This is a genomic window from Synechococcus sp. R55.3, assembly GCF_047461975.1.
Classification (GTDB): Bacteria; Cyanobacteriota; Cyanobacteriia; order Thermostichales; family Thermostichaceae; genus Thermostichus.
Map to the genome: position 1 here is coordinate 34,147 of NZ_JANSIG010000002.1, position 25,359 is coordinate 59,505.

At 60.0% G+C, this 25,359-nt stretch carries 18 protein-coding genes; 9 read left to right on the forward strand and 9 right to left on the reverse strand.

The window, feature by feature from the left end; translation table 11 throughout:
• Window positions 1-58 precede the first annotated feature (58 nt).
• Complete coding sequence (locus tag NW849_RS00605) at window positions 59-1,705, reverse strand: isochorismate synthase (RefSeq protein ID WP_414355473.1); 1,647 nt, start codon at window positions 1,703-1,705, stop codon at window positions 59-61.
• Window positions 1,706-2,051: 346 nt separating this feature from the next.
• Here NW849_RS00605 and menA point away from each other — a divergent pair, with 346 nt between their 5' ends.
• From menA to NW849_RS00625, 4 genes are all read left to right on the forward strand, one after another.
• Window positions 2,052-2,918: a 2-carboxy-1,4-naphthoquinone phytyltransferase gene (menA, locus tag NW849_RS00610; RefSeq protein WP_414355508.1), complete on the forward strand. Its 867-nt coding sequence runs from the start codon at window positions 2,052-2,054 to the stop codon at window positions 2,916-2,918.
• Window positions 2,919-3,072: 154 nt separating this feature from the next.
• The gene (locus NW849_RS00615) at window positions 3,073-4,926 is read left to right on the forward strand and encodes an LptA/OstA family protein (protein ID WP_414355474.1); all 1,854 of its coding nucleotides are present in this window, start codon (window positions 3,073-3,075) and stop codon (window positions 4,924-4,926) included.
• Window positions 4,927-5,003: 77 nt separating this feature from the next.
• Window positions 5,004-6,182: an LptF/LptG family permease gene (locus tag NW849_RS00620; RefSeq protein WP_414355475.1), complete on the forward strand. Its 1,179-nt coding sequence runs from the start codon at window positions 5,004-5,006 to the stop codon at window positions 6,180-6,182.
• Window positions 6,183-6,226: 44 nt separating this feature from the next.
• On the forward strand, window positions 6,227-9,628 hold the full coding sequence (locus tag NW849_RS00625; RefSeq protein ID WP_414355476.1) for a hypothetical protein: 3,402 nt from the start codon (window positions 6,227-6,229) through the stop codon (window positions 9,626-9,628).
• A 44-nt stretch (window positions 9,629-9,672) separates the two neighbouring features.
• Here NW849_RS00625 and NW849_RS00630 read toward each other — a convergent pair whose 3' ends face one another.
• The 3 genes from NW849_RS00630 to NW849_RS00640 form a co-directional block, all read right to left on the reverse strand.
• Window positions 9,673-11,304: an alpha-D-glucose phosphate-specific phosphoglucomutase gene (locus NW849_RS00630; RefSeq protein WP_414355477.1), complete on the reverse strand. Its 1,632-nt coding sequence runs from the start codon at window positions 11,302-11,304 to the stop codon at window positions 9,673-9,675.
• Window positions 11,305-11,443: 139 nt separating this feature from the next.
• Window positions 11,444-12,730: an organoarsenical effux MFS transporter ArsJ gene (gene arsJ / locus NW849_RS00635; protein ID WP_414355478.1), complete on the reverse strand. Its 1,287-nt coding sequence runs from the start codon at window positions 12,728-12,730 to the stop codon at window positions 11,444-11,446.
• Window positions 12,731-12,755: 25 nt separating this feature from the next.
• Window positions 12,756-13,766: an ArsJ-associated glyceraldehyde-3-phosphate dehydrogenase gene (locus tag NW849_RS00640; protein ID WP_414355479.1), complete on the reverse strand. Its 1,011-nt coding sequence runs from the start codon at window positions 13,764-13,766 to the stop codon at window positions 12,756-12,758.
• A gap of 608 nt (window positions 13,767-14,374) precedes the next feature.
• On the opposite strand from NW849_RS00640, the gene NW849_RS00645 reads away from it, so the two are divergent.
• A complete protein-coding gene (locus tag NW849_RS00645; RefSeq protein ID WP_414355480.1) occupies window positions 14,375-15,013 on the forward strand; it encodes a DUF2232 domain-containing protein in 639 nt (212 codons plus the stop codon).
• 242 nt (window positions 15,014-15,255) lie between these two features.
• A complete protein-coding gene (locus NW849_RS00650) occupies window positions 15,256-15,495 on the forward strand; it encodes a DNA-directed RNA polymerase subunit omega (RefSeq protein WP_011433877.1) in 240 nt (79 codons plus the stop codon).
• A 96-nt stretch (window positions 15,496-15,591) separates the two neighbouring features.
• Here the strand turns inward: NW849_RS00650 and NW849_RS00655 are convergent, their stop codons facing one another.
• The 4 genes from NW849_RS00655 to coaBC all read right to left on the reverse strand — a co-directional run bounded on the left by NW849_RS00655 (window position 15,592) and on the right by coaBC (window position 20,879).
• Complete coding sequence (locus NW849_RS00655; RefSeq protein ID WP_414355481.1) at window positions 15,592-17,442, reverse strand: mechanosensitive ion channel family protein; 1,851 nt, start codon at window positions 17,440-17,442, stop codon at window positions 15,592-15,594.
• Between the two features lie 39 nt (window positions 17,443-17,481).
• Window positions 17,482-18,600, reverse strand: coding sequence for a calcium/proton exchanger (gene cax / locus NW849_RS00660; RefSeq protein ID WP_414355509.1), 1,119 nt, complete (start codon window positions 18,598-18,600; stop codon window positions 17,482-17,484).
• 210 nt (window positions 18,601-18,810) lie between these two features.
• Complete coding sequence (locus NW849_RS00665) at window positions 18,811-19,581, reverse strand: hypothetical protein (protein ID WP_414355482.1); 771 nt, start codon at window positions 19,579-19,581, stop codon at window positions 18,811-18,813.
• A 68-nt stretch (window positions 19,582-19,649) separates the two neighbouring features.
• A complete protein-coding gene (coaBC, locus tag NW849_RS00670) occupies window positions 19,650-20,879 on the reverse strand; it encodes a bifunctional phosphopantothenoylcysteine decarboxylase/phosphopantothenate--cysteine ligase CoaBC (protein WP_414355510.1) in 1,230 nt (409 codons plus the stop codon).
• A gap of 327 nt (window positions 20,880-21,206) precedes the next feature.
• On the opposite strand from coaBC, the gene NW849_RS00675 reads away from it, so the two are divergent.
• The 3 genes from NW849_RS00675 to NW849_RS00685 all read left to right on the forward strand — a co-directional run bounded on the left by NW849_RS00675 (window position 21,207) and on the right by NW849_RS00685 (window position 24,394).
• Entirely contained in the window at window positions 21,207-21,575 is a 369-nt protein-coding gene (locus tag NW849_RS00675) for an AbrB family transcriptional regulator (RefSeq protein ID WP_011432615.1), read from the forward strand.
• Between the two features lie 256 nt (window positions 21,576-21,831).
• Window positions 21,832-22,635 carry an Ig-like domain-containing protein gene (locus NW849_RS00680; protein ID WP_414344649.1) on the forward strand — a complete coding sequence of 268 codons (804 nt, stop codon included), beginning with the start codon at window positions 21,832-21,834 and terminating at the stop codon, window positions 22,633-22,635.
• A 31-nt stretch (window positions 22,636-22,666) separates the two neighbouring features.
• Window positions 22,667-24,394, forward strand: coding sequence for a helicase HerA domain-containing protein (locus NW849_RS00685; protein ID WP_414355483.1), 1,728 nt, complete (start codon window positions 22,667-22,669; stop codon window positions 24,392-24,394).
• Here the strand turns inward: NW849_RS00685 and NW849_RS00690 are convergent.
• Window positions 24,331-25,335 (reverse strand): methyltransferase domain-containing protein, encoded by a 1,005-nt coding sequence (locus NW849_RS00690; protein WP_414355484.1) that lies wholly within the window; start codon window positions 25,333-25,335, stop codon window positions 24,331-24,333. The genes NW849_RS00685 and NW849_RS00690 overlap by 64 nt on opposite strands.
• Window positions 25,336-25,359 lie beyond the last annotated feature (24 nt).

Sequence of the window (25,359 nt, forward strand, 5' to 3'; positions counted from 1 at the left end):
GAGCGGTTCGTATCAACCTCGCGCAGTGGCGGCAGAAACACCCTCTCGATCCCCTCTCTCAGAGGCTTGGGAGCGGGAGAGCCGCAGGGCGTAGGGCCAGAGCCTGCACCAGAGAGCGCAGCTTCAGACGAATCTCGGCCAGCTCCTGCTCTGGGTTGGAGTCGGCCACAATCCCGGCACCGGCATACAGACGGGCTCGATCCCCCCGAATCAGGGCGGAGCGGATCCCCACCACAAACTCGCCATTGCCCTGTAAATCTACCCAGCCCAAAGGAGCAGCATAGCTAGAGCGATCAAAGGGTTCCAACCGCTCCAGCCACTGCAGCGCCGCCTGCTGGGGATACCCTCCCACTGCCGCCGTCGGGTGGAGCTGGGCCAGCAGGTCGAACAGATGCACATCGGCGGGGAGCTCGGCCTCGATCAAAGTTTGCAGATGCTGGATGTTGGCCAAACGGAGCAGCCGAGGCTGAGGGGAAATGCAGGGATCCATCCCCAACCGACCCAGAGCCTCCTGGATCGAGCGCACCACCCACTCATGTTCTCGGCGGTCTTTGGCGCTGCAAAGCAACCTCTCGGCCAGCACCTGATCCTGGTGGCTGGTGGCTCCACGGGCTGCAGAGCCGGCTAAGGCATCGATCTGTGCCCGACCTTGCCACACAGAGAGCAGGCGCTCCGGAGTGGCCCCCAAGAAAACCTGGGGAGAGATCCCCTCTTGGGTCAGAGGGAGAGGACTGGCCGGCGAACTCCCCCGCCTGTCTGCCCCCAGGGACTCCGTCCGAGTAGCGCGAGCGGCGAAGGCAAAGATGCTGCAATCGGGATGATGCTTTTCCAGATAAGCCAGCAGAGGCGGGATCGATGGCGAGGCAGGCAAGTGCAGATCCACAGCCTCTGCCAGCACCACCTTTTCTAAGAATCCCGCCCGAATCGCCTGCAGGGCTTTTTGGATGCGCCCCAAGAGGGCAGCTTCCTCCACCTCCACCGGCACGGGAGCTTGCAATTCCCACAAGGGCAAGGGGGATCGAGAAAGGCGCTCCATTTGGGCAAAAAAGGCGGTGATCTGCCCGGCCAAAGCTGCTAGGTCACTTTCGGGAGCAATTTCCAGATTGAGCCGCGCTACCGTCAGGGATCCCCAGGAGTCTGGCACCTGCAACAGTTGCCAACGTGGCAGCACCAGCGCTGCCCCCCCTTTGCTCCTGGGGCTGAAACTGAGGCGACAGAAACACAGAGGGCGTTCCTGCCGGCTGCCTGGGGATCCCCCCACCTCAGAGGGCTCCATTCTGCCGACGCAAGCGGTATGGACATGGGGCTGCAGCTCTTCCACAAAAATCCGCGCCGCCTGCAAGCCCCCTTCTCCCGAGAGATCGACCCGCCGCAGGGATCCCCACCCCAGCACCCGCACCCTTTCCCCGCGGGCCTTGTGGGAGAAATAACAGTAGCTCGGGAATCGGTTCGTGGGGAGAGAACCCAGCTTCTGGGCCAGCACCGCCAGCGGATCCAGCTCTGGGATGGGCTGGGACAAGCTGAGGATTTGGGGCACGCCCCGCGCCCGCGCCATCTGTTGGCAGGCGGTTAGGAAGGGATCCCAGTGGCGCCGATCCCTCGCCTCGTCCGTCCAGGTAGAAGTGCGAGTCGGCGGCCATGCTCTCGGCCACTCCAGGCACTCAAGCGTACCGTGGGCATTCCAAGGGGAAAGAGAAGAGGTCATGCGCAAGAAAAAGAAGACGATCCCACCTTGGCCGAAAACAGGACACCTGTCGATGGAGACCGGCAGAAGATGACTTTAGGATAAGAGATTAGGAGAAGGGCCGGCAGCCTGAGCTTCTGGGGGCCAGATCTGAGGAGCTTCTTCACGGACTGCAAAGTTTCTTAGCATCCTGGGGGATGCTTTCTCAGGCGCTCTACCCTACAGAGCAGATGGTTGTAGACAGATCCAGAGACAGGCCCCAGAGCAGGCTTGCTCCCCAAGGAGAATTCGCATGCATCCAGATGTCAGCCAAGTGCAGCCAGCAGCAGAGGCCGCATGGAGCAGCCGCTCTCGCCGGCAATTGTGGATGGCTGCCCTTAAGCCCCCCATGTACAGCGTGGCGATCATGCCCATCTGGGTGGGATCCGCCATTGCCTATGCCCAGTCAGGGGTACTGGATTTGGGGGTTTTGGGGGTGTTTTGGGGAGCTGCCATCTGCATCTTGGCCTGGGTCAACATCAGCAACGACGTGTTCGATGCCCAGACAGGGGTGGACAAAAACAAACTCCACTCCCTGGTTAACCTGACGGGCAAGCCGGGGCAGGTGTTTTGGGTGGGGAATGCCTTTTTGGCCCTGGGTCTGCTGGGGATCCTGTGGCTGAGCTGGCGGCAATCGGATCCCACGGTGCTGCTGTTGGTGCTGGTGGCCTGTGGGCTGGGCTATGCCTACCAGGGGCCGCCCCTGCGCCTGGGCTATCAGGGCCTGGGGGAGATCCTCTGCTTTTTCAGCTTTGGGCCGCTGGCGGTCTCGGCTGCCCACTACAGCCAAAGCCAGGCCTGGTCGCTGCCGGGGTTGGCAGCCTCACTGGTGGTGGGGATGGCGACCAGCTTGATCTTGTTTTGTTCCCATTTCCATCAAGTGCAGGATGACCTAGCCTGCGGCAAGCGCTCGCCGGTGGCCCGCCTGGGGACTTTGCGCTCGGCTCGCCTCATCCCCTGGCTCTGCGGCAGCCTTTTTGGCCTGATGCTGCTGTTTGTGGGGCTGGGGATCTTTCCGGCTTGGACCCTGCTGAGTTTGGCGGGGATCCCGTTTGCGGTGCGGCTCTCCCGCCTGCTGGGGGCTTACCATGACCAGCCGCAGCGGATTAGCCATTCCAAGTTCATTGCCGTCGGCCTCCACTTTTGGCTGGGGCTGTTTCTGGGGCTAGGGTTCATCCTCAGCCGCTATGGCTGAAGGCTGAAAAGTCGGCTTAAGGCTAGGTGTGCGCGGGATCCCTCCGGTGCAGCCGGCAAAATGGGATAAGCTACAGCCTAGAGTGCTAGCTCAGAGCGTTGGCTCCAAGGGGAGTGGTCAGTTCGGGTCGAGGTGAGGCGGCAGCGAAAACAGGATGCGGCGATTCTTCAATTCCAACCTGGGGGTGGCGCTGTTGGGGAGCAGCATCTTGGCTGCTTTGGTGGGCTGGGCCTTGTCGATCGACATCGAGGAAGTGAAGGTGGAGTCTCCTTCCCCCGATCAGCCCCTCTCGGTCAGCCGCAGGGTAGACATCTTGGGTCGTCGGGGAGGCCATCAGCGTTGGCGGTTGATTGCCGAGCAGGTGGATCTGGCAGCCGGGCAACAGGTATTTGAGCAGGGGGCGCACGGCTACTTCTACGGAGAAAGCGCCGACCGACAGGAAGGGGTGCCGGATCCCTTTTTTGATAGCAGCGAGCAGATGACTTGGCGGGCCAAGCGAGCCCGCTACAATGCCACCGCCGACGAGCTGTATTTGGATGGCGAGGTGGAGGTGAGGAGCGACGATGGCAGCTTGCTCTTGACCAGCGCCCTGAGAGTCACCCCCGAAGAACGCATCGAGGTGCCCGCGGAGTTCACCCTCAAAGGCCGGGAAATGGTGTTGCAGGGCCGCTCTGGCTCGTTTAACTTTCAATTTGCCCTTCTCAGCGCTCAGCAGGGCAAGCTGGTGGTGCTGCGCACCGACAGCCCGGCAGCCGCCCCCCCGACCGATCCCGCCAGCGCTTCCCAGTGGGTGGCCAGTGCTGCAGCGGATCCCGCTTCCATCACCATCACCGCCGACCAGATCACCTACGACCGCACCCAACAAGTGGCTCAGGGGAAAGGGAACCTGCGCATTCGCGAACGTGGCATCGAAATTCGCGCTCCCCAGGGCACCTACCTGCGGCAACAGGCCCAAAGCATTCTCTCCGGCGGCGTGGTGTTACAGGAGGTGGCCGGCGACAGCAGCCGGGATCCCTTGTTGGCCGATCTGCGCTTGGCCCAGGCTTCCCCCGGCCCGGAGGCGACCCCAGACCAACAGGATCAAGAAGTCACCATCATTGCCGACCGCCTCACCTACGACCGCAACACGCAAATTGCCCAAGGGGAAGGCAACCTGGAGATCCAGCAGGGGGAAACCATCATCCGGTCGGCCCAGGGCACCTACCGCCGCCGCGAATCCCAAAGTTTGTTGACCGGAGGGGTCACCCTGGAAGAGCCCGGACGGGTGCTCACCTCAGCCCGCCTAGAGGGCAACCACCGCGACAAGATCTTCTTCTTTGAAGAGAACGTCCTTTACCGGCAGATGGCTGCCTCTACCCCCACGCCCGGCGGGGGATCCCTGACGGAAGAACTGCGCCAAGCCGAAACCGAAGTGCGGGCTGCCCGCCTGGTTTACAACTCCCGCACCGGTACTTCCGAGTTTAGCGATGCCGTCCAGTTCATCCAGCGGGGGCGCAGGGCCAAGGCCAACCAGGCCACCATCACCCCTGAGAAAGTGGAGCTGCGGGGAGAGGTGGTGATCGAGCAGATCGAGGGGGAGTGGCTGGCGCGGCGGCTACAAAACCCGGAGACCCAGGCCGATGTGGATCAGCCGACGGTGATCTACGCCGACCGGGTGGAGATCGACCAAGCCAGCGGCGATGCCCGCTTCTTTGGCAATGTGGTTATTGTGCAGGCCAACCGCGCCATCGAAGGGGATCGCGCCGATTACTTTGACCGAGAACAAATTTTCAAAATCAGCGCCGAACAGGCTCCTGTGGTGCTCTGCGATCGGGGAGAGGTCGGCCGCCTTCCCGGGGAGAGCACCCAAGCTCTGCCGGGCCGCAACGCGCTGGATCAGATGTGCCGGGGCGCCAATCGCCTCAGTGGCAAGCTGGTCACCCTGAACATAAAACAAGATGAATACACCGTCGAAGGGGACGGGCAACAGCAGGGCATGTTTCAGTTTCGCATCACCGACGCCCTCTGATGGGATCCCCCCTCGGGGAGCCATCTGTGGTTTTTGATCGTCCAGGTTTGGCTGAGGTTGTGATCCGAGGTGATGTCATGACGGCTCCACTCGCCGAGGGCAAACTGCGCAGAACCCCTGCTCAAGCGGGCAGCTTTTGGGGATCCCTGAGATTGGGAGCTGCCTTTTTGGAGTTTTATCTCTTCAAAGAGATGATTCGCCCCTTCTTTCTGGGAGTGGCCGGGGGGACGGTGCTGATGCTGGGCAACCAGCTCTTTATCTACGCCGATCTGCTGGTGAAAAAGGGCGCCCCTCCCCTGACCATTTTGCACATTCTCCTCCTCAATTTGCCCGCCATTTTGGTGGTCACCTTTCCCATTGCCGGCCTCTTTGCCACCTTGCTCACCCTGGGCAAAATGGGAGCCGACAGCGAGATCACCGCCCTGCGTGCTGCCGGGATCCCTTACCGCAAGGTGTTTATCCCCGTGCTCTGTATTGGCCTGCTGATCAGCGGCTTGGCGCTGTTGACCAATGAAGTGATTGTGCCGGAAACCAACCAAAAGGTGAAAATCCTGAACAAGAACCTCATCTTGGCTCAAGATGCTCTTTTGTTTAATCCAGAAGAGATCGTGCGGGTGGATGATGATCTCTGGTTTCATGTCGGATCGATTGACCCGAAGACCGGCTTGATGCAGGATTTGTTGATCCTGGATCGCAAAGCTGAGACCGGCCACCTGCGCTATCCGCAGGTGATCTCCGCTCAAACCGCGCAGCAGGTGGGCCAATCGTGGCAACTGCGAGATGTGGTGATCCGCCGTTATGACGAGCAGGGGCGCACCTACTATGAAGGCCAGGTAGAAGAAATGGAGTTAAACATCGTCAACAAACTGGTGGGCCTGGTGTACGCGGAAAAAGTGCCCCAAGAGCAACGGGCGGGGGAGCTGTGGGAGCAGTGCCAGCGATATCGAGCGGAGCAACGTCCTTCTGCCGATGTGGCTCGCTGCCTGACGGAATACCACCTCAAGTTCGCCATTCCTTTGGCCAGCTTTTTCGCCATCTTGGTGGCTGCCCCCTTGGGCCTGCAAACGGTGCGGCAAACGGGGCGCTACGGCGGCGTGGCGCTAGCGATTGTTCTGGTGTTTATTTACTATGTACTGATGAGCCTGGGACGAGCGATGGGTCGAGTTGAGCACATCGATCCCTGGCTGGCTGCCTGGTTGCCGAATATGATTTTCGGTGGGGTAGGCCTTTCTTTACTGTGGCGGTTTTTACGGTGAAATCCTGCAACTTCCCCCCTGACTTCAGCCCTTGGGCAAAGTGGTTGGCTCTTTGCTGGGGCGGCTCCCTGTGGTTGGGGACGGGGGAGGCCGTCTTCGCCCAGTTGGACCCCCTGCCCACTGTTGGCGTCGGCGGGACGGAGTTCTCTCTGGAGGGCTACCAGCGCTTTCGGTCAGCGCAAACACTTGCTCAGCGCCTGCAACTGGCCCGCCGGGCTTCCAGCCCAGAACCGATGGCTGCCGCCGATGAGGAGCCCATCACCTTGGCCGAGGCGCAATCTTCTCTGCCTGCTACAGCCTTGACTGCGGCAACCCCACCCCCTACGGCCCCGGTTTCAGACTTTGGATCCCCTCCCCTTGCCAACTCTCCTGAAAAGCCCCTCACGCCAGAAGAACTGAACCGACAGCGGCTACAACGGCTGTTGGCCGAAGGGGCAGCAGCCCATGCTCGGCGACAGGCGCAGCAGGCCCAGGCAACACCTTCTCCCCAACCCCCTTCACCGGCGACGCCCACCGCGGCAGTTCCCAGCCTGAACTCCCTTCGGCTTTCCCAGCCCATGACTTCTCAGGCTGAAGCCCTGCAGGTGGAAGAGCAACCCTGGCTGCGCCCCACCAAGGACTCCGTCCCGCTAACGCGATCGGAATCCAATGGCGAAAACCGGGCTATGGCCCAACTGCAAGGTGGAGCCGGTTCAGAGGCAAGGTTAAATCGGATCCCAGCTTCGACGGTTCCTCCCTTGATCTCCCAAGCCGGTGGGAGCTTGGATTTGGGCGGTGTCCTGTTGGCAGAGGCCACCCCTGGGTCGGGGCTGACGGGATCCCCCATGGCCACTCAAAGGGGCAGGGAAGCCTTTGTCCCCACTGCGGGCTCACCCCTGGCTCCTCAACTGCTGGAGCAGTTCCCCCTTTTGCGGGATCTGGGCACCGGGGCAGATGCCGTCTCGGCGACAGGGAACGTTAGCCAGGGATCCCAAATCCGCCAGCAGCTCTCGGCCACCGCGCAGCGGCAAATTCCCCTTGACCCGGATCAAATCAACGTGAGTGGGGATGTGCTCAGCTACATCGCCGAACAAGACCTGGGCATTGCCGAGGGGAACGCCTTGATCCAACTGGCTGACGGCACCCGCATCACCGGCGACCGGCTGCTGTTTTATCGGCGGGAGCGACGCCTGCGCAGCGAGGGCCCTTTTCGCATGGAGCAGCCCCCTGGCCCCCAAGGGCGCGGGATCCGGCAAATCGAAGGGCGAAATTTGGATCTGGATATCCCCGGTCGCACCGCCCAATTTGAGAGCTCGCTGGTCATTCTGCCGGGGGAGGAGCCGGGCACCAAGGTTTTTGTGCGCAGCCAAGAGACCACCGCCATTTTGGGGGATCAGATCTTTTTCGAGAAAGCCACCGTCACCACCTCGCCAGAGCCACCCATCACCCACTACGTGCAAGGGGATCGGGTGGAGGTGTTTCCCGATGACCGGGTGATCGTCTACGACGCCCGCGTGTTTGCCGGCGGCGAGCTGACAGAAGCAGGGGATCTGCGGGCGGGCCTTCAGATCGCCTATTTCCCCCTGTTCATCTACAGCCTGCGAGATCACCAATGGGTGCTGCCGGGGCGCAGCGAGACAGAGGGGGTGTTTGTCAAATCCAGTTGGGCCTACCGCTTCGACGAATACAACTTCGGCGGCCTGCGGCTGGATGCCATCCAGAAAAAAGGGGTGGGCATTGGTTTCTTGCATGACTACATCCTGCCCATCCCGGACAGCGTCAACTACGGGCGAGCCCAGTTTTACTTGGTTACCGAAGCCGACCAACAGCGCTTCTCCAGCCGTTTCCGCATCGACCACAACTTCGACTTTTACGCTGCCAACCTCTTTGGGCAGGAAGGCCAACTGCGGGGGCAGCTCAACCTCAACCTGGACAACACCTACCGTCCTGCCGGCGGGCGCAACGACAACGCCGATCTGCGTCTCAACGCCACCTTTCAGGGGGATCTCTCCACCACCACCCTCAACATCAGCCGCACCGGATCCCAGGAGCGGGGCATCTACAGCTTCCCCCTCACCCTCAGCCACACTCAGCGCTACGGGGGCGTGCACTGGCTGCAATCGGATCTGCGCTTGGACTACAACCAGCGGGTGAGCGTCAAAGATGGCCCCGACTTTGCCGATGCGCGGTTGACGCTGGGCACTCAACTGACCCCACCCGGTTGGGGAGGTACCTATCGCCTGGCCTACCGTGCCTACAGCAGTTCCAATGGCGACAACGAGCCGCGTCGCAACTTCGAGCTGGCCTTTAACCCCGACCTCATTCGCATCACGCCCGATATTGCCCTCAGCAGCGCCCTCACCCTGACTCAAGAGCAACAGCCGGATCAAGAGGTGGGGGCAGGTCTCCACTTTTTCAATCGCTACGAGCTGCGCTCCAGCCTCCAGTTCAACGATATTCAACCGGCTCCCTGGATAACCTTCATGCCGGGTTCTATCGATTACACCCAAGTCCTCTACTCCACTCCTGACCAGGAGTCTACCGTCAGCCTCAACCCTCGCCTCAGTCTCAGACCTGCCGACTGGAATACCATCGACCTGCGCTACAGCCGCACCTTCTACGGCAACAATTCTGTGCCCTTCCAAACCCTCTCCACCAGCCCTAAAGATGTGGATCGCATCAATGCCAACATCAGCTTCTTTACGCCCCGCGATCCCCTACCCGATGTGCCCCCAGGCTACATTGCCTTTGAAGATGACCTGCCCGGCGAGCTGCCGATAGCCCTGACCTTCCCCGACGATACCCCGGAGGATTTGGCAGCGATTGCCTCCCGCAACTTGCAGGAGCTGCAGGCAGAGGTGAAAAACCTGGTGCGCCTGGACACCAGCCTTGGCTACGACTTCATCACCCAGAAGTGGGATACCCTCAACGCCAACTTCACCTGGAACACCGCTCCCGATCTGTTCAACATTCAGTTGCAGACGGCCTACGACCTCAACGAAGGGCAGTTGCAACCGATCCGTCTGGAATATTGGGGGCGCAGCAGCACCACGTTTAACCGGGATCAACGCTCCGGCCTGGAGGTGTATGAACCAGGGATCAGCTATGCGCTGCAGGCGGTTTACGATCCCCGGTTGGGCCAGATCTCTACCTATGGTCTGGAGCTGGATGCCACCCTCGGCACGCGATGGCAAAATCACTGGCGGCTGCGCTTGGGCCTGACGGAAGAAGGGATCCGCCGCGTGGAAGTCCGCCGCGACCTGCGGGATTTTGAGCTGCGCCTGGCCTACGATCCGGTAGCCGAGTCGCTGCGCCTGGAAGGGATTCTGGTGGCCTTTCCCAGTCGCCCGGTGGGCCTCACCCAAGAGCGGGGAGATTTTCAACTGACCTCTCCCATCACCTCTCCTATCGGCACCTTTTTGCTCCGCGACGCCGACGCGACCGGCTGGGATGGCCTCAGGCCCTGATCCCCGCTTCCCTGGGAAGGCTCCCTGTCCACTGTTGCGACGGGCTAGGTGATGACGTCTGGCTGCTGCCGACCGGTGCGGGCGCGAATCTGGGCAAGGTGATCGGCCAGTTGAATCTGTTCGGCCAAGGCCACTTGGGGATCCAGGCCATGCCGGGCGGGATCCAGCTCCAATCGCTCCAGGTACACCCGCAGGGTGGCTCCGTGGGTGCCGGTTCCCGAAAGCCGGTAGATGATGCGGGATCCATCCTCAAAGCCAATGCGGATCCCTTGGTGGCTGGTGGTGCTGCCGTCCACGGGATCGGTGTAGCTGAAGTCATCGGCATAAGCCACTGTGTGGGATCCCAAGCGCTGGCCCACCCACCCAGGCAGGGAGCGTCGCAAGTCTTCCATCAGCGCCTCGGCCACCTCCACCGGCAGTCCCTCGTAGTCGTGACGGGAGTAGACGTTGCGCCCATAAGTGCGCCAGTGTTCTTCCACGATCTGCCGCACCGGCTGCCGTCGAGCGGCCAAAATGTTCAGCCAAAACAGGACGGCCCAGAGCCCGTCTTTTTCCCGGATGTGGTGAGATCCGGTGCCGAAGCTCTCTTCCCCGCAGAGGGTGACCTTGCCGGCATCCAGCAGGTTGCCGAAGAATTTCCAGCCGGTGGGGGTCTCGTAGCAAGGGATCCCCAGCTTGGCCGCCACCCGATCCGCTGCCTGGCTGGTGGGCATGGAGCGGGCAATTCCCGCCAGACCTTCTCGGTAGCCGGGTACCAGGTGGGCATTGGCAGCCAAGACTGCCAAGCTGTCGCTGGGGGTCACGTAAAATTGGCGGCCCAGGATCAGATTGCGATCCCCATCCCCATCGGAAGCGGCACCAAAGTCCGGCCCATCTTCCCGAAACAACAGTTCCACCAACGAGCGGGCATGCACCAGGTTAGGATCCGGGTGTCCGCCGCCAAAATCCGGCAGGGGCTGCCCGTTGAGCACACTGCCCTCTGGCGCTCCCAGGGATCCCTGGAAAATGGCGTGGGCATAGGGGCCGGTGACGGCGTGCATGGCGTCGAAGGCAATGCGGATCCCAGAGGCCAGGTAGTCGCGGATGGCCTCGAAATCGAACAGACGCTGCATCAGGCTCAAGTAATCGGCCACCGGGTCGATGACGGACACCGTGAGGGACCCCAGCCGTTGCTCGCCCAAGCGATCCAGATCGACATCGGGAGCTTCCCAGATGCGGTACTCCTGGATCCGCTGGGTGCGGGCGTAAATGGCCTCAGTCACCTTCTCCGGGGCAGGGCCGCCGTTGCCGATGTTGTACTTAATGCCAAAATCCCCCTGGGGGCCACCGGGGTTGTGGCTGGCAGAGAAGATGATCCCCCCGTAGGCGCCGTACTTGCGGATGAGACAGGAGACCGCCGGCGTGGAGAGGATCCCTCCTTGGCCCACCAGGACTCGCCCGATGCCGTTGGCCGCCGCCATCTTGAGCAGGATCTGAATGGCCTCGCGGTTGTAGTAGCGGCCATCTCCCCCCACCACCAGGGTTTGGCCGGCGGATCCCTCTAGGACATCAAAAATGGATTGGACGAAGTTTTCCAGGTAGTGGGGCTGCTGAAACACGGACACCGGCTTGCGCAGGCCAGAAGTGCCGGGTCTTTGGCCGGGAAAGGGCGTCGTGGGAACGATGCGCAGGCTCATAGTCTGCCGGAAAAGCTGCTTGCTCCTCTACTATCTCATCGTTGGGCCTCTCGTTTGTGCTGAGCAGAGTTCTTTCCCCTCCACCCATTTGTGGATGGGTTGAATGGATGCATCGATCTCCGCTGGTAGCCCTCCATCCTCAATCCCCTGGCTTAACCACCCACTCCACCGGGGTTTTGCTGGGATCCGGCAATTTCAACGAGAACAGCCCCGCCGCCAAGATCAAAAGGGTGGAAAACCAAAGGCAGCCCTCCAACCCGTAGAACTGGAAGAGGATGCCAGAAGTTACCGTCCCCAACAGCCGCCCGCCGGAATTAGCCATGTAATAAAAGCCCACATTGAGGGCTACGTCGTCGTCTTCCGTGTAGGCCAGCACCAGGTAGGAATGCACCGCCGAATTGAAGGCAAAGACGATCCCGAACAGGATCAAGCCGCCGGTGATCACCAGCTCCGGTGCCAGCCCGGCCATGAAGGCTGTGGCAATGATCGCCGGCACCGCCGTCAGCACGAAGGTCCAAATCTGGATGGTGCGGGCCTTGGGAGCACGGCCAGGGCGACCCCCACCCAGCAGTTGCGGCGCTACAAACTGAATGAACCCATAGCCAATCACCCAGATGGCCATGTAACTGCCCACCTGCATAAAAGTCCAGCCCAGCTCGTCGTAGAGAAACACCGGCAGGGCCACCACAAACCACACATCCCGCGACCCAAACAGGAAAAAGCGGGCCGCCGAGAGGATGTTGATCTCTCTGCTCTTGGAAAACAGCCGCTTGAAGGGGATCTTGGCCTTGATTTTGCCCATGTCTGCCGGCAGCAGCGCCCCCGAACAGAAGATCAAAGCCAACGCCCCCGCCTGGACAAAGTTGGCCATGCGGAAGCCCATGGGATCCCCGTAGATTTCGGTGAAGATCTGCAGCAGGGCCGCTCCCACAAAGAACCCCACCCCCTTGAGGGCGTTTTTGGATCCCGTGAGCATAGCCACCCAACGAAACAGGCGGGATTCCGCTTCTTTGGGCACCACCAGGCGGATGGCGCTTTTGGAGCTCATCTTGGTGAGATCTTTGGCGATCCCGGCCAGAGCTTGGGCGGTCATCACGTAGGCCACCTGACCCCAGACCGGCCACTGCATGTTCAACACGCCCAGCATCACCAAACCGAAGATCTGGATGGCAATGCCGCCATAGAGGGTCAGCCTCAGGCCAAACAGGGATCCAATCCACCCGCCCAGGAAGTTGGTAATCACCCCGAAGATCTCGTAGAAGAGAAACAGCATGGCAATTTGGATCGGGGTAAAGCCCAACTTGTGGAAGTGCAGCAGCACCAACATGCGGATGGCGCCATCGGTGATGGTGAATCCCCAGTAGGCGGCTGTAACCAGGGCATAGTTGCGAACCGCAGAGGCTTGAGCTGTCGAAACAGAAGTCATGGGCAGGTCTCCAAGGGAGATGTTTCTATAGACTGCGGGCCACTTTGCGGGCCAGTTCCGCCATGCGGTTGGCGTAGCCCCATTCGTTGTCGTACCAGGCCAGGATCTTCACCTGGGTACCATCCACCACCATCGTCGAGGGCGCATCCACAATGCTGGAACGGGGATCCCCTTTGAAATCCACCGAGACCAGGGGCAGCTCCTCGTAGCCGAGGATCCCCTTGAGTTCGCCCTCGGCTGCAGTTTTTAAGAGGTGATTGACTTCTTCCACGGTGGTGGGCCGCCTGACTTCGAACACGGCATCGGTTAGGGAAGCGTTCAAGAGAGGAACACGCACCGCAATGCCGTTTAATTTGCCGTTGAGTTCGGGGTAAATCAGACCAATGGCCGTAGCAGAGCCGGTGGTGGTGGGCACCAAAGACAGCAGAGCGGAGCGGGCCCGCCGCAGATCTTTGTGGGGGGCATCCACCATGGTTTGGGTATTGGTGACGTCATGGATGGTGGTGATCACCCCGTGAACAATGCCGATTCCCTCGTGGATGACCTTCACCAAGGGAGCCAGACAGTTGGTGGTGCAGGAAGCCGCCGTGAGCAAATGGTGCCGGGCCGGGTCGTACAGGTGATCGTTGACGCCCATAACAATGTTGAGGGCCTCTTCGTCCTTGACAGGGGCAGCCACAATCACCTTGCGCACCCCCGCTTTGAAGTAGGCATCCAGCTCCGCTGCCTTGACAAATTTGCCCGAGCATTCCAGCACTAGCTCGATCCCCAACTCTGCCCAGGGCACTTCACCGGGGGATTTGTGTTCGCTGAAGGTGAGGGTTTTCTCTTGGATGCGCAGCCGGTTATCGGATCCCTCAATGTCGATAGCCCAGCGGCCCTGCACCGAGTCAAACTTCAACAGGTGGGCCGCCGTCGCAGCTCCCCCTTTGATCTCGTTGATGTGGGCGAATTCCAGCTCTTCCCAGCCCCAAGCAGCCCGCAAAACCAGCCGTCCGATGCGGCCAAAACCGTTGATGCCCACCCGCACTGCCATAGCATTGACCCTAGACTTGTCCAGAAGGGATCCCGCTCTCTCAGGGCAAATCCCGCCTCGACTTTATCAGAACGCCCTAGTCGTTTCAAGACAAGTTGATGGGTAGGGTCAGGAGAGACTGGCCGATGGGGGTCGGTTCACGGTTGGCCTTGGGAAATGTTGCCGAATGTCCTGAAATCCAAAAGGGATCCGCTGAGGCAGCCCCAATCGACAACAGGGCCTATCCTGTAGCCGATTTGCAGTCCAGATCTACACCTCTGGGCAACAATTCGCCCAACCCGGCAACCGGTGGCGTGACATACTCCCATCGCTGACCCTACGGGTAAAGCGTGGGCTTCTCGCTTCATCGGGGAGCCTACGCAAGAACCCTCCACGAGCAGACACGGAATGCCCTACCGCGTAGTTGCACCAGATTCCGGCAAAAGCCGTTTTGTGCAAGTACTCCCATCATACACCATGTGGGGGTATCTGTATCTCGACACTGACTCTACGAGTACAGTGCGGGGCTTAGCTACCCCCACACCCCGACAAGCTAAGCTGGGAAAAGTTGTGCTTTTCTGGATGTGCCCCCGCCGCCTCAGCCTTCTGTGCAGGATGACTTTCCTCCCTTGCCTCCCCCCCCTTCCCGTTCTCCGGCCTTGAGGGTGGTGGAAACGGCTTTTTTGGCCAGTACCGCGGCCTTGATCTGGATCCTGAGCTACACGCCGCTGGCCCCCTTTATACGTCTGTTTTTCCCCATTCCGGTGGCGCTGGCGGTGATGCGCTGGGATCCCCGCACAGGGGCAATGGCCCTGGCAGTCTCCGGCCTGTTGCTGACGGTGCTGATAGGGCCCACGCGCAGCATTCTCTATGTCATTCCCTATGGTCTGCTGGGCTATTGGTGTGCCCGCCTGTGGCAGCAGCGTCTTTCCTGGTACGTCTCGGTGGTGAGCGGGGCTGTGCTCAGCGCCCTGGGCTTGATCTTTCAGTTGGTGCTTTCCTCCCTACTGGTGGGGGAAAACCTCTGGACCTACGTGACGATTCAACTCACCGGCCTAACCAACTGGCTCCTGGATGTGTCCCTCAGCCGATGGGGCGTCTACTGGGTGGCAGAACCCTGGATGGTTCAGGTGGTGGTGGTGGGATTTATTGCCTTCAATTCCCTCATCTACGTATTCACGGTGCATTTGGCGGCCGCCCTGGTGATGGAGCACTTTCGTTGCCCGCTGCCACCCCCGCCGAAGTGGGTACAGTTTTTGCTGGATTAGCAGCCCCTGTGAGTTGTACAAGAGCAGAGCAAGCTGCTCTACAAATGAGTTCTTGACAAATCTTGACAAATGAGTTCTTGGCAAAAGTCCCACCCTATTGCCATGCAACGCTACAGGAATGCAAGAACTGGAAGGTTCTCTGCTACGATCGCGGTAGCGGGACGGAGTCCTTTCGCGTTAGCGGGACGGAGTCTCGTTGGGATCCTGGTGGCAACAAGATATCAAGATTTAAGACTGCGATTATGGCTTCCCGCAAGAATCAACTGGCTATTGACAATGACGAGCTGATGCGTCGGGTAGAGGCTCTGATCAACGCTTCCAAAAATCGCTATCGCATCACGGTACAGGTGGCCAACCGCGCCAAGCGCCGCCGCTACGAGGATCCGGATGATATAGAAGATGGCTGGATGAAGCCAATCCGCCGCGCTGTCATCGAAATGTCGGATGAACTGACTGAGCCGGAAATCATCGGCGATGAGTAGTCACTAGACTTGCGGCCTGCTGGCGCGACCGCCCTGTTGAAACTGCTAGCCGGCTGAGCGGCTAAGGGTAGAAGCTTTCGGCAGCCGCCTATTTTGTCAATTTGTCAAGTCGTTTGCAACGGGATCCCTTTCCCGCAGGCGAGCCTCGAGCCGCGATTCCATCAGGTGCAGCAAGCGGTGGGTCTCCTCTGGGCTGAGACCCTGGATGCGCATCTCCAAGGGGCTGTGGAACCAGAGGGTCTGCTGCGGGAAAGGAATCTGGATCCCTGCTTGGTCGAAGGCGTGCTTGAGGCGACGGCGGTATTCCCGCGCCACCCTCCACTGCTGCAGAGGCTGCACCTTGATCCAAATGCGCAGCGTGATCCCCCGCTCCCCCAGATCATCGACACCGTGCATTTCGGGGGGCTCGAGGATTTTTTCCCGCCAAGCTGGCTCCCGGTACATCTGCAGAGCCACCTGCTCGGTGATGCGTATTGCCTGTTCCAGATCGTTTTCATAGGCGATCACAATCCCCAGATCCACCCGTGACCAGCCGTTGGAGAGGTTCTCCACCACCCGGATGGCACTGTTGGGGATAGAGATCAAGCTGCCTTCGGTGTTGCGCAACTGGGTTAGCCGCAGATCCATGTGTTCCACAAGGCCGCCCCGCCCGTCCACCACGATCACATCCCCTTCGGCAAATTGATCTTCGATCAAAATCAACAGCCCATTGATCACGTCCTTAATCAGATCCTGAGCAGCCAGGGAAATCCCCAGCCCAATAAAGCCTAGGCTGGCCACTAAGGGGCCAATATTGACCCCCACCGAGGCCAGGCCAGCCAGGGATCCAAGCAAAACCAGGGTAGTGGCTGCAGCTCCTTTAGAGACGCTGGCAAAGGTGCTGAGGCGTTTGCTGAGGCGATAGGTGGGGGCATTTTGCTCTTGGCGCAGGGCAGCAAAGAGGTTATCCAGTACCAGTCCACTCAGCCAGACACTGCCATAGGTGGCCAGACCCACCCCTACCAACCGCAACAGAGGGCCGCGCAGGGAAACCAGGAAAAACCTTTGCAGGGGTCGCGTTTGCGGGAAAAGGCCCAAGCTCACCCCGACTCCGCCCACCCACAGGCTAATTTGCACCAGGCGTAGCAGGCGAATTTGCAGCTCCAAGTAGGATTCCTGCCGTTTGCGTCCGGCCTGTTGTTCGACCAAGACGGGATCCACGCCCGGCTGCTCTTCCCCCGCTAGGCGCTCCTGAATCTCTGCTTGGATGGCCTGGTATTCCGTCTGCAGGGCATCGCGTTTTTGCTGCAGCCGTCGCCGTTTTCGCTGGCAGAGCTGGCTCAGGCTCCCTACCACAGCCAGGATGCCGAGGGCAATCACCGCTTGGCGGCGCAAAAATTGAGGCTGCCGCTCCCGTTGCGAAGTGCGCAGCGCTTCCTCAACAATGCCGGCTACCTGCTCAGCCCAGTCCATGGGTTGGGCGCCCTGGAATTGAGCATCGAGGGAGGTGATGGTTAGCAAATGTCGCCCATTCACCCGGATAACAGGCTGGTTGGTCTGGCCGTCCAGGGTGACTTCAACCTGCAGCGCCTCTGGATCGAATCCGGCGCTGGCCAACTGGTGCAGGGTTTGTTCAATGGAGCGCACCCGCTGCGACACCGGAGGCAGGCTGCCGGGATCCCCCTGCGGTGCGGTAACCACGAACAAACGCCGCCCATCCAGCGTCACGGCCTCCGCCTGGATAGAAGAGGTGGGGAGGCTAAGCGCTTGCCGCAGCTCTTCTAGGGCATCCAAACGGTTGAGCAAAGGCAGGTTGGGGGCGGTGCCGTTGTTTTCAGCAGTTTCCTGCCCCCATGCGGGCCCGCTTATGGGGGATAGGGCAAGAGATGCACTGAAAAGGAGAGGCCAAAACAGGGATCCCGTTTTCCCCGGCTTCGGCTTGTCTACCGATCGCAGTTTGTGCAGCATGAGCCGTTCGCGTCAGCGGTGCGAAGCACTTGAACAACCTCACTCCAGAAAGAAGAAGGCAATCCCAAGGATGGCGTAGGTGGCCAAGAGCAGTAGCCCTTCCAGCCAGTTGGATCGCCCATCGCTGCTAACGGAATTGATCAGCAGCACCGAGACGGCAATGGCCACCAACTCTACCATGCCGAAGTTGAAGTTCATGGGCTGATGCAGCACATCCCCGGCCAGCACCAGCAGAGGTGCCACAAACAGGGCAATTTGCATCGTCGAGCCCAGCGCCACCGAGAAGGAGAGATCCATCTTGTCTTTCATGGCCACCGTGATCGCCGTCGCATGCTCTGCCGCGTTGCCGATGATCGGCAACAAAATCACCCCCATAAACAGCGGCGTCATGTGAAAGTGTTCCAGCGTATCCTCTAGAGTGCTCACCAACAGTTCCGACTCCAGCGCCACCAGCACCGTCAACCCCAAGAGGATCAGCACCCAAAACCCCAAACCGGCCCGCTCAGGTGGAGCCGTCAGCACTTGGGGAATGGATCCCTCCGCCTGCAAAACCGGATTGAGGGCCAGGCGACTGGCCGCCTCATCTTCTGCGGCTTCCGCTTCGTGAAGGGTGTAGAGGTAGCTGTGGGTTTTGAGGGAAAACAGCAAAGTAAGACCGTAAACCCCGATCAGCACCAGGGCTACCGCCGTGGATAGCTCTTGGATGGAGATCTCCCCCAAGTTGGCATCGGCATAGGTGACCACGCTGGGCAAGATCAAGGCCACCACCGCCAGGTTCATCACCGAGGCATTCATGCGGGCCACCTCGGGTCGAAAGCTCTGCTCCCGAAACTTGATCCCGCCCAAAAACATGGCCAAGCCGGCCACCAGGAGCAGGTTACTGATGATCGCGCCGGTGATGGAGGCTTTCACCACATCCACCAACCCCGCCCGCAGTGCCACCAAGCCGATGATCAACTCCGCTGCATTGCCAAAGGTGGCGTTGATCAGCCCCCCGACTGTCGGCCCTGTCAAGGCCGCGATCTCTTCCGTGGCCTGACCCATAAACTTCGCCAAGGCCACCACCGCCAAAGCCGCACAGAGGAAAACCAGGTTGGGATCCCAGCCCCGGAAGTGCCCCACCCAAGATAGGGGAACCCCCAACAGCAGCAGGAACATTATGCTGTTCAGACCTCTCTGCCAACCTGCCGCAGAGCGATCCGGCGAAACCAAAGGATTTGCGTTAACCAGGGTCATGGTTCACAAGGGGAGAAAAGGTAGCGACGATGGAGGCTGTTTGGGTTTCGGGGAGCCAGATCCCCCATGGCCAGGAGTGACCATCTCCAAAAGTCTAACGGCTGCGAGGGGAGGTTGGATAGGTGCTGCTGGCTAGAGGGAGATAACCCGGTTGCGCTGCAACTGCCGGGCGATCTCGGCTCCCAATTGATCGGACAGATGCTGGGGATCGGCGATTTTCAAAAAACTGCTGCCCTCTACCTCAAAGGGAAAGGATCCCTCGATGCCGTCGCGGGGGAGTTGTACCAGCAGCAATTGTTCGGGGCGCTTCGATTGCAGGGCATAGCCCAACTCCAGACAGACCTGAGGGCTGGGTAGGGGACGCCCCCGGCCATTCACCTGCACAGGGGTTACATCGGCCACCACCAGCAGCGCGTGCTTGAGCTTGCGAATCAAGGCCGCATCGATGAGCGGGGTCTCAGCCTCAGCGGGAAGGGATCCCTGCAGCTGCAGGGGCACGACCGGTCTGTGGTCGCGATTGAGAGCCTCCACCACGGCTTGCAATGCCCGGTACAGAGTGGCGCTGGAGTTGGGGTAATCCGATTGGCCGCAGAAGTAGATGACGGGCTCGGTCATGTTCAGAGTGGCCCGCTTATTAAAGTAGATCTCGCGGCTAATTAAATCGAGGTTGGAGATGCTGTAGGCGCCGCTGCCTTCGATGTAAAACTCCACCAGCTCTCCTTCCAGGTAGCGCTGCCACCATACGGAAGCCTTCACCTGCTCCACATCGTCGAGAAAGTCGGCCCGCATCGCCGTTTTCAAGAGGCCGGTACGGCTTAGGCGCAGGTCGGGGGCCCTCTGTTGGACTTGAGAAGCAGACAACACCGAATCCAAATACCAGGCTTTCAGGACGATGATCGCCATGGGATCCCTCTGCGCTTAGCCTCAAAGGTACCTGATCTTTGGCAAGATCGTTAGTCTTGGTGTCGAAGTCAGCCCAACTCCAAGTGCAGGGCCAGATCCAGCAGTCGGTGGGCCAGGGTTGACTTGGTCGCCAATGGGATCCGTTCTGGGTTTCCCTGCTGGGGGATCCAATAGCCTTGGTTGTGGCTGCTGCCAAAGCCGCTATCCGGTTGGTCGATGGGGTTGGCCACAATAGCATCCAGGCCCTTCTGGCGGAGCTTCTCTCTGGCCGGTGGCAAGGGATCCCCACTTTGGGCGGCAAAGCCGATGAGGCGTTGGCCAGGGCGTTTGTGGCGGGCCAGAGCTGCCAGCAGGTCAGGGATCGGCTCCAACGGCAACATCTGGGGTAGATCGGCTTTGGGCAGCTTCCCCGCGTAAACCTGAGAGGGGCGCACATCCCCCACAGCAGCAGCCATCCACAAGAGATCCGCCTGGGGAAATTCCGCCTGCAAAGCCGCCTCCAGTTGGGCTGCCGTCTCCACCGGAATGGCCCGAATGGCGAAGGGCGCTGGATCAAAGGGGATCCCCAACGGCCCATGGACCAGCGTCACTGTCGCCCCCCGGCAGGCTGCCGCCACCGCCAGCGCCACTCCCATCCGACCACTGGCCGGGTTGCCGATAAAACGCACCGCGTCGATGGGCTCCCGTGTCCCCCCCGCCGTCACCAACACCCGCTTGCCTTGCCAATCTTTTTTCCCCGCTGTCCAGAGCAAAGCCCGCACATACTCCTGCAGCGCCTCCGGCTCCAACATGCGCCCTTCCCCCACCGCATCACAGGCCAGGCGGCCACTGGCCGTCGGCAAGGCCCAAAAACGGGGATCCTGGTGTAGCCGCTGCCAATTCTCGGCTACCTTCTCTGCCTTCCACATCTGCGTATTCATAGCCGGTGCCACCGCCACCGGACACCGGGAAGCCAAAACCACATTGGTGAGCAAGTTATCCGCCAGCCCATGAGCCAACTTGCCCAAGGTGTTGGCCGACAAGGGTGCAATGAGGAGAGCCTCCGCCCATTCCCCCAACTCGATGTGCAGCGGTCGTCCTCGTGTTGCTTGCCAAAAGGCGGCATCGGTGAAAGCCGGTTGGCGAGACAAGGTGGCAAAAGCCAAAGGAGAAATAAAATGTTCCGCAGCTTTTGTCAAAACCACCTTGATCTCTGCTCCCTGCTGCGCCAGAGCAGACACCAAAGCTGCCGTTTTGTAGGCAGCAATCCCCCCACTCACCCCAATGAGGAGACGCCGCCCTGACCAAAAGGGATCCATATTGAGTGACACGCAAACAGCCTTGTTTCCAGTTTCCCTGCTTTTGCTCAATTCCGGCGGCAAAGCGGGGATCCCTCGCCCAAAGATACTTTTGACCCTGTCGAGAATAGGGCCTGAGAGCCTATCATTCCCCATTTCAGCCAAAGTCTCCCCCATAGGTTCTGGCCTTCAGAGGGAATTCCCCACTGCTGTTTTGCGCAACCAGCCCTCAGATCCCATTGCAGTCGCGCACTCATTCCCTCTAATTAAGAAGAGTTGGATCAAACTCTATTGCAATCGCTGTTTGTTTCTGGCTACACTAACAGTTGTCCCTAAAACCATCTCGATATGGCTACAACCAGTAAACCAAAACCACTCACTGGCCAAGAGCTCCTCGACAAGGTAACTTCAATGGGAAATGCGGATCGCAAGGAAAAAGCTCGCGCCTGTGGTTATGTCACCTACACCAAGAATGGTCAGGAGCGAGTGAATCTGATGCAGTTTAACAACGCCCTGTTGAAGGCCGTTGGCGTGGATCTCGGCGCTAGTGACGAAAATGGATCCCGTGGCCGCGCTCCTACCTTCCGGGTTTCGGTTCATAAGAATGGCAACCTCCTGATTGGAGCTGCCTACACCAAGAAGATGGGCCTCAAGCCCGGAGATGAGTTCGAGATCAAGCTGGGCCACCATAACATCAAGCTGGAGCGGGTCAACTGATTTGCTGTCTCCCTGGATGCTTTTCCCTGCTGGTGAGTTCATCTCAGCTTGGGTAAAGCCTTTGGTATTCCTTTCGGCCTCTAGGGGCTTGGGAGCAGCGACCTCTTCCCTTCGCTCCAGTGCTCATTGTCTTTCTACTTTTCAGAACAAGGGATCCTCATGATCCGCTGGGGATCCCTGGCAGTTTGTACCTCATCAATGGCTGAAGTGTGGGTAAGTTCGCTATTCTGACAACAGTTAAATTGGGTCTGCGGCAATGAACACTCCGACCGTACAAAATGTCTTTCGCCATTGGCGGCGGTGGCGAACTTGGGCGGGGCTGTTGTTGTTGGCAGCAGCGTTCTTTGTCATCGAGTCTCATCGGCAAGTTTGGCCTCAGTCGAATGCTTCTCAAAGTCAGGCATTTTTGGAGTGGGTGTCTTCCCAGCCTACCCCCGAACAGCAGGATGTTTTTGTGGATGGAGTCATTCGGCTGCAATTCAATCGGCCACTGGATCCCAATCTACAACGTCTGGCGGTTCAGTTGGATCCGCCGGCAGCGGTTATTTTTGATGTGCAGGGAGACGAGTTGTTGCTTAAGCCTCGGGATCCCTTGCGCTTTAGCACCCGTTACACCCTCACGCTTTCTCCCCAAGAGGGGCTGCCCCTCGAGCAGGCCATTCAGCTGAGTTTTCGCACCGAACCGCAATTTACCTACGAACGGGATGTCAAACCGCTGCTAGAAGCCAGTTGTGTGGGTTGCCATCAGCCGGCAGGACGGCAGCGCACCCAGTTGCTGGACAGTTATGAGGCCACGATGGCCTATGTCAGGCCCGGGGATCCCAATAGCGAGTTGATCAATCCCCGGTGGACGAGCCGCCACGCCTACATCCTCAACGCCATTAACCCCAACCGCCCCCAAGCTCGCGGCGGATCTCCTGAGATTGCCTACATTCAGGCCCGCGGGCTGCCCCTGTCCCGTCTGGGCTTTTGGACGCCGGAGGAAGTGGAGATCGTCCGCACCTGGATTGTGCAGGATGGCGCCCCCCGCACCAGCGCCCGCTTACAGATGGGCAACTGAATAAGGCATCTGGAACCCAACCCCCACTGCCATGACCCCTCCTCAACCTTTGGCCACCGTGATTCAGGGATCCCTGAGTCGAGGGCTGGAAGCTCGCCTCAATCCCGGTGTCTCGGTAGAAGACTTGCGGGTGGGCAAATTCGTGGTGATCCAGGGGCAGCGCAACCGCTTCTTTGGCCTGCTTACTGACGTTACCCTAGAAACCAGCAACTCCCAAATTCTGGTCAATCCCCCCCGCCCGGAAGAGACCTTGCTGCAGGAGGTGCTGGCAGGTACCGGCACCTACGGCATTATTGCCCTCACCCCGATGCTGATGTTGGTGCCGCGGCAAACGGAAGGGGAAAGGCTGTATCCCCTGGTCAATCCCGAACGGCCAGAAGCGTTGGCAGCTCCCCTCGGCCAAGAACCCCCTTCCGCTGGCGCCATGGAGCTGCTGCCCGTGAAAACAGTGCCCGCCCATTTTTCGCAAGTGTATGAGGCACGGGAACTGGACTTTCGCACCGTCTTCGGCTGGGAAGACGACCCGGAGCGGCGCAACTTTGCTATCGGCCAGCCCCTCGACATGGCTGTGCCCATCTGTTTGGACTTGGATCGCTGGGTGGAGCGCAGCAACGGCATTTTCGGCAAATCGGGCACCGGCAAGTCCTTTCTAGCCCGCCTGATCCTGGCCGGCATCATCCGCAAACGGGCAGCGGTGAACTTGATCTTTGACATGCACTCCGAGTACGGCTGGGAGGCGGCCAGCGAAGACAAACACGCCAGCACCGTCAAGGGCTTGCGGCAGCTCTTTCCCGGTCAGGTACAGATCTATACCCTGGATCCCGATTCCACCCGGCGGCGAGGGGTGCGGGATGCGCAGGAGCTCTTCATCGCCTACAACCAGATCGAGGTGGAGGATCTGGCCCTGTTGGCAGAGGAGCTGAACCTATCGGAAGCCAGCCTGGAAAACGCCATTATCCTGCGCAACGAGTTTGGCCGCGACTGGATCAGCCGCCTCTTGAGCCTTTCCAACACCGAGATTCAAGAGTTTTGCGAACAGAAAATGGGCAACAAAGCCTCGATGATGGCCCTGCAGCGCAAGCTCACCCGCCTTGACAACCTCAAGTACATCCGCAGCACCCTGCCCCACAACTACATCGGCCAGATTTTGGATGCCCTCAGCCGCGGCATTCACGTGGTTATCGAGTTTGGATCCCAGTCCAACCTGCTCTCCTACATGTTGGCGGCCAACGTCATCACCCGCCGCATTCACCAGGCCTACGTGCACCAGACGGAGCGGTACTTGCAATCCAAAAATCCCCTCGACCGGCCCCGTCAACTGTGCATCACCATCGAGGAGGCCCACCGCTTTCTAAATCCGCGGGCGGCCAAGCAGACCATCTTCGGCACCATTGCCCGCGAGATGCGCAAGTACTTTGTCACGCTGCTGGTGGTGGATCAGCGCCCTTCCCGCATCGACAGCGAGGTGATGTCGCAGTTGGGCACTCGCATCACGGCGCTGCTCAACGACGACCAAGATATCGAGGCGGTGTTCACAGGGGTGGCGGGTAGCCAGAACTTGAGAACGGTGTTGGCCAAGCTGGATTCCAAACAGCAAGCCCTAATTCTGGGCCATGCCGTGCCCATGCCGGTGGTGGTGCAAACCCGCCCCTACGACCAGCGGTTCTACGCCGAAATTGCCGATCCTGACTGGTCTCAGGCTGAGGATGCGGAGGTGCTCCTGGCCGCCCAACAGGCTAAGTCCGAGCTGGGGCTGTGAGCACAAGCTGCCCGCACCGCTCGGAACATGCCAAAGCGACACAGCCCTGTGCCGAAGGCCAGGCGCATGAGCAAGAAAGTGGGCACCTCCCGTAGCGACTTAATCAGGCCCACCAAGCCAAACTTCAGCAACCCTTCGGGACGGACAATGCCCTGCCAGATGGAATCCAGCCAAGAGGGAAGGGTCTCCTGAGTCCAGTCGGCGGTTTCTACCCGTCCCGCCACCAGGCCAGTAGCCTCCAACTGCTCGGCAAAGCCTTCGATGCTGGAGAAGGAAGGGTGTGACCATTGATCCAACAGTTGCCGCATCACCAGCCGCTCCCAAAAGTTCAGGGGCTTTTGCCGGTCGTCCCGCTGGTTCCAGTCCGCCACCACCAGGATTCCCCCTGGCTTCAACACCCGCAGCATCTCTTGGGCATAGCGGGCCTTGTCCGGCATGTGAGGCCCTGCCTCAATGGACCACACCACATCGAAGCTGGCATCGGGGAAGGGCAGGTCGAGGGCATCTGCCACCTGAAACTGGACAGGCAGATCAGGGGGGGTGAGCTCCTGGGCCCGCTTCACCTGCTGAGGACTGATGGTGATACCGGTTACAACAAAGCCGTAGTCGCGGGCCAAGATGCGGCAGCTCCCACCAATGCCGCAGCCCACATCCAACACGGTCGTCCCTGCAGGCAGTCGATCCAACCCCCCCCAGCGCACCATCTCGTGGACAAAGTCGTGCTTGGCCTGCAGAAAATTTTTTCGTTGGGGAGGAGAGCCGTAGTGGCCTAGGTGAATGTGTTCGCCCCAGTAAAACTCTAGGATCCCATCCCGAGTCCACTCGTCGTAAGACTTGGCCACAGAGGCGGGAGACTCGTATTTGCGAGCAGTCAACAGATAGGCTGCCAAGCCCACGGCCAGCAGCACAGCTATGCCCAAAGCCCAAAAGATTGGATTCATCGGATCAACCATGAAGTTTCTATA